Origin of the sequence: Methylobacterium sp. WL18, from assembly GCF_008040015.1 — a bacterium.
GTDB classification, from domain to species: domain Bacteria; phylum Pseudomonadota; class Alphaproteobacteria; order Rhizobiales; family Beijerinckiaceae; genus Methylobacterium; species Methylobacterium mesophilicum.
In genome coordinates, this window is sequence record NZ_VRVD01000305.1 from 1 (window position 1) to 5,479 (window position 5,479).

Below are 5,479 nucleotides of genomic sequence, written 5' to 3' on the forward strand. Positions count from 1 at the left end.
CCGCCGGGGGCGCCGCGGTGCCGGCCGCGGCGCTCGGGGCCGTGTCGCTGATCCTGTGGTCGCTGATCCTGATCGTGTCGCTGAAATACGCGGTGCTGATCCTGCGCGCGGACAATCGGGGCGAGGGCGGCATCGTCGCCATGCTGGCGCTGCTGGGCGCCCGGCAGGCGCAGCCCGGCACGTGGAAGGCCGTGCTCCTGGTGGTCGGCCTCGTCGGCGCGGCTTTGCTCTACGGAGACGGTGCGATCACTCCGGCGATCTCGGTGCTCTCGGCCATCGAGGGGCTGAAGGTCGACGCGCCGGTGCTGACACCGTTCGTGGTGCCGATCACCCTGGTGATCCTGGTCGCGCTGTTCGCCGTCCAGCACAAGGGCGTGGCGGTGATCGGCCGGGTGTTCGGTCCAGTGATGCTCGTCTGGTTCACGGTACTGGTCCTCCTGGCGATCCCCAGCATCCTGCGGGCGCCGGAGATCCTGGGGGCGGTCAATCCGTGGCGGGCCGTAGACTTCCTGGCCCATGCCGGCTGGCACGTGAGTTTCATGATGCTGGGCGCGGCCTTCCTGGCGGTTACCGGCGGCGAGGCGATGTACGCCGATCTCGGCCATTTCGGCGCCCCGGCGATTCGCGCGGCTTGGTTCGGCCTCGTGCTGCCGGCCCTGCTGATCCACTATTGCGGCCAGGGCGCCCTGCTGATCGCCGACCCGGGCGCAATCGAGAACCCGTTCTACCTGCTGGCCCCCGACTGGGCGCATTACCCGCTGGTGGCGCTGGCCACGATGGCCACCGTCATCGCCTCGCAGGCTGTGATCTCGGGGGTGTATTCGCTGACCCAGCAATCGATCCAGCTCGGCTTCATGCCAATGATGCGGGTGGTCCATACCGACCAGGACGAGCGCGGCCAGATCTACGTGCCGGCGGTGAACTGGCTGCTCGCCGCGGGGACCCTCACTGCCGTGGTGGTGTTCGGCTCCTCCGACGCGCTGGCCGGCGCCTACGGGATCGCGGTCTCGGCGCTGATGGGCATCACCACCCTGCTCGCCGCGCTGATCGCGCTCCGTTGGGGCTACAACCCGATCCTGGTCGTGGCGGTCAACGGTTTTTTCCTCGCCATCGACGCTCTGTTCTTCGCCGCCAACAGCGTGAAGCTGTTCGAGGGCGGCTGGTTTCCCCTGGTGCTGGCCGCGGCGGTCGCGTTCCTGATGCTGACCTGGATGAAGGGCAACCACGTCCTCGAGGCGGTGCGCGAGACCATGCGCCAGCCCGAGGCGACGTTCTTGGCCCGCCTCGCCTCGCACCCGCCGGTGACGCTGCCTGGAACCGCAGCCTTCCTCACCGCAGCCACCGAGGGCATTCCCATGGCCCTGGGCCGGCTGGTCGAGCGCAGCCGATGCCTGCATGAGCGCATCCTGCTGATCACCGTGATCTACGAGGAGGCGCCGGTGATCCCCGCTGAGGAGCGGGCGCAGGTTACCCTGGTCGCTCAAGGTATCCGCAAGGCGATCTCGAAATACACCCCCGGGATGGAGCGCGTCGTGCTGCGCTACGGCTTCATGCAGACCGCCTCGATTCCCGAAGGCCTACAATGCGCCGTGAGGAGCGGGCTGCTCCCGCCGGAATACCTGGAGGATCTGACCTACTTCGTCGGCCACGAGGTGGTCATCCCGTCGAAGAAACCCGGCATGGCCTTATGGCGCCAGGGGCTGTTCGCCTTCCTGAAGCGCAACGCCGAGCGCACCGGCGCCCATTTCTGCTTGCCGACCCGGCAGATCGTGGAGGTTGGAACAGAAATCGAGATCTGAGCCGCTCACGTCCCGCCGATCCCGTCGCCGCCTCATTGAAAACGGCCGGGCGGGCGGGCATATCGCCACCGCATTTTCCCCTATGCGGAGGCATTACCCGTGAGCGAGACGATTGAGCGGCACGAGTTCGGGGCGGAGGTGGGTCGGCTCCTCGACCTCGTCGTGCACGCGCTCTATTCCGACCGCGAGATTTTCCTGCGCGAACTCGTCGCCAACGCCGCCGACGCCATGGACCGGCGCCGGTTCGAGGCGCTGACCTCGGCGGCGAGCGCGCTGCCGCCGGACGCCAAGGTCCGGATCGTACCCGACAAGGAGGCGCGCACGCTGACCGTCTCGGATGCCGGCATCGGCATGACCAAGGAGGATCTGGCGTCCAACCTCGGCACCATCGCCCGCTCCGGGACGCGGGCCTTCTCGCAGACGCTGGATGCGGCCAAGGCCGAGGATCGTCCGAGCCTGATCGGCCAGTTTGGCGTCGGCTTCTACTCGGCCTTCATGGTCGCTGACCGGGTCACGGTCACGTCGCGCCGCGCCGGCAGCGACGAGGCCTGGACTTGGGCGTCGGAGGGCCAGGGCAGCTACACCCTGGAGCCCGCGACCCGGCCTGAGCCCGGCACCGACATCGTACTGCACCTCAAGGCGGACGCCGACGAGTACCTCGAACCCTACCGCCTCGATCACCTCGTGCGGAAATGGGCCGACTTCATCACCGTGCCGATCGCCATCGCGCGGGACGGCAAGGACGAATCGGCCAACCAGGGCACCGCGCTCTGGCGCAAGTCGAAATCCGAGGTGAGCGAGGAGCAGTACGATGAGTTCTACCACGCCCTCGGGATGAACTTCGACAAGCCGTGGGCGACCCTGCACTGGCGCGCCGAGGGCCAGCTGGAATTCTCCGCGCTGCTGTTCGTGCCCGGCGCGAAGCCGTTCCAGGCGCTGGAGAACGACCGGCAGAGCAAGGTCCGCCTCCACGTCCGCCGGATGTTCATCACCGACGAGGCCGAGTTGCTGCCGTCGTGGCTGCGCTTCGTCCAGGGCGTCGTCGACACCGAGGATCTTCCGCTCAACGTCTCCCGCGAGATGCTGCAATCGACCCCGGCGCTCGCCCGGATCCGCCGGGCCGTCACCGGCCGCGTCGTGTCCGAGCTGACCACCCGCGCCAAGGATGCCGAGAGCTACCAGACCTTCTGGGAGAACTTCGGCGCGGTGCTCAAGGAGGGCATCTACGAGGATTTCGAGCGCCGGGGCGAGATCGCGCCCCTGCTGCGCTTCCGCTCCTCTGCCGTGGACGGCTGGACCTCGCTGCCGGACTACGTGGCCCGCATGAAGGACGGCCAGGACGCGATCTACTATCTCGTGGCCGACGACGCGGAGGCGCTGAAATCGTCCCCGCAGCTCGAAGGCTTCAGGGCCCGGGGCCTGGAGGTGCTGCTGCTCTCCGACCACGTCGATGCCTTCTGGCCGGACCAACTCGGCAACTTCGAGGAGAAGCCGCTCAAGTCGATCACCAAGGGCGGCCTCGACCTGTCGAAGTTCGCACCCGAGGGTGACCAGCCGGAGACGCCGGAAGGCATCGACGCCTTCGTGGCGGCTGTGAAGGCGGCGCTGGCCGGTGAGGTCTCGGACGTGCGCACCACCGACCGGCTGGTCGATTCGGCCGTGGTGCTCTCGGCCGGTACCGCCGGCCCCGACCTGCAGATGCAGCGGCTGATGCGCCGCGCCGGCCGCGGCGGTGCCGGGCAGCCGGTGCTGGAGATCAACCCGCGCCATCCGCTGATCCGGGCCCTGGCGACCGCACCCGAATCGGAGATCTCCCAGGAAGCCGGCACGTTGCTCGACCTCGCCCGGATCCAGGACGGCGACAGCCCCCGTGATCCGGCCGCCTTCGCCCGCACCGTCGCGGCGGCGTTGGCCGCGGCTCGGAGTGCTTCGCGCTGACGTTCCGGCGCCGACGCGTCGCAGCCGGTCCCGAATCGTTCGGGGCCGGCTGCGACGCGACGTCGGCGCTGGCTGCAAGGCCGAGCTCTTCGCGGGCCCGATGCTGGCGACTATGCGTGTGTGCTCACGCACATCGGCGTCGAAAGTTTCTAAGTTCGGTTGATCATTCCGAAACGGGCGAGCCATAACTTCGCCACTGGTCGGGACCATGTCCCGACCGGAGGCGCGGGCGCGGTGGGGGCCGCAGGCGTCTGAGCCGATTCCTCACTCGCGCGCGGCCTGCGCGCCTCACGGACGCTGCATGAACCCGGTCGAGGCTCAAGCCGGCAACGGACAGGCGGTCGCGGCGGCACGCACGCGGGCTCACGCCCGGGCGTACCGCCACAGCGGCCGCGTGCGCACGATGCGCCGTCTCATCCCGGTTGCGGCGGGTGGCTCGGTGGCGCTGTTGCTCGCCTACCTGTTCAATCCGTTCGGGACGAGCCTGCCGGGGGTCTCGGTCGGCCCCGTGACGGTGGCCGGCTCCAAGGTCCGCATGGAGAATCCCCGGCTCGCGGGCTTCCGCCAGGGCAACCGCGGGTACGAGGTGACGGCCGATGCCGCCCTGCAGGACGTGCGCAAGCCGAGCCTGATCGAACTGGAGCGGATGCGCGGCCACCTCGCCACCGACGACCAGGGCGGGGTCGCCCGGCTCTCGGCGGCCTCCGGCCTGTTCGACACCGCCCGCGAGGCGCTCGATCTCAAGGACGACATCCGCATCTGGACCGACCGGGGCGAGGAAGCCCGCCTGCGCTCGGCCGCGGTGGTGTTCAAGACCGGCGCGGTGAGCTCCCAGGAGCCGGTCACCGTCTCGACCCCGCGCGCCACCGTGAACGCCAATGCCCTCGACGTGGTCGAGAACGGCAAGCGCATCTCGTTCGTCGGGAGCGTCCACGTCGTGATCGTGAACGACGACCCGGCCGACAAGGCGCCCTCGCGCATCCTGACCTCGAACGCCGAGCCCGCGGAAACCGGCCGATGAGCGCGCGCGCAACCCTCTGCGCGGCCCTGGCCGCTTGCCTGGCACTCGCCGGCCCCGCGCTGGCCGAGAAGCCGGCCAAGAAGGACTCGCCCTTCGGCAATATCGGCGGCGGCGGCAAGGATCCGATCAAGATCGACGCCGACCGCCTCGACGTGTTCGACCGGGAGAACCGGGCGGTGTTCGTCGGCAACGTCGTGGCCGTGCAGGGGGAGAGCACGATCCGCTGCTCGACCATGACGGTCTACTACAAGCGCGGCAAGGATTCCTCCGACAAGGCCGACGCGAAGGCGGCGGATGCGGGTTCCGAGGCCCCGGCACCCAAAAATCCGGCCGAGAACGGCATCCAGAAGGTGGATTGCGCCGGCCCGGTCACGGTGGTCCAGAAGGATCAGGTCGCCACCGGCGATCATGCGGTGTTCGACCAGGACGCCAAGCGCATCGTGCTCACCGGCAACGTCGTACTGAGCCAGTGCCAGAACGTCACCCGCGGTCAGCGGCTGGTCTACGACATGGGCACCGGGCGCGCGAACATGGACCCGGTGGCCGGCGGACGCGTCTCGGCCCTGTTCGTGCCCGGCGAGAAGGCCGACGCCAAGGATGGCAAGGCGAAGGGCTGCGCGCAGCCGCCGGTCAAGCCGCGGGCGCAGGTCAATTGAGCGGCGCGGTCGCGTTCCGGGCGGAGCCGCAGGACGCGGCGGCCCGCCCTACGCTGCTCGGCCGT

General features: G+C 69.4%; 4 protein-coding genes. All 4 read left to right on the forward strand.

What is annotated here, in order from left to right; all coding sequences use genetic code 11:
- A partial coding sequence (locus tag FV228_RS19055) for a KUP/HAK/KT family potassium transporter (protein WP_147856056.1) occupies positions 1 to 1,799 on the forward strand: 1,799 nt, incomplete at its 5' end.
- Between the two features lie 99 nt (positions 1,800 to 1,898).
- Positions 1,899 to 3,737, forward strand: a complete 1,839-nt coding sequence (gene htpG, locus FV228_RS19060) for a molecular chaperone HtpG (protein ID WP_147856057.1) — start codon at positions 1,899 to 1,901, stop codon at positions 3,735 to 3,737.
- A 301-nt stretch (positions 3,738 to 4,038) separates the two neighbouring features.
- Positions 4,039 to 4,758, forward strand: a complete 720-nt coding sequence (gene lptC / locus FV228_RS19065; protein ID WP_147856058.1) for an LPS export ABC transporter periplasmic protein LptC — start codon at positions 4,039 to 4,041, stop codon at positions 4,756 to 4,758.
- Complete coding sequence (locus FV228_RS19070; protein WP_147856059.1) at positions 4,755 to 5,414, forward strand: LptA/OstA family protein; 660 nt, start codon at positions 4,755 to 4,757, stop codon at positions 5,412 to 5,414. The genes lptC and FV228_RS19070 overlap by 4 nt, the downstream gene beginning before the upstream one ends.
- Positions 5,415 to 5,479 lie beyond the last annotated feature (65 nt).

Bases quoted from the DNA above. Each gene is read 5' to 3' on its own strand.
- lptC (WP_147856058.1), top strand. From the start codon at position 4,039: ATGAACCCGGTCGAGGCTCAAGCCGGCAACGGACAGGCGGTCGCGGCG.
- FV228_RS19070 (WP_147856059.1), top strand. From the start codon at position 4,755: ATGAGCGCGCGCGCAACCCTCTGCGCGGCCCTGGCCGCTTGCCTGGCA.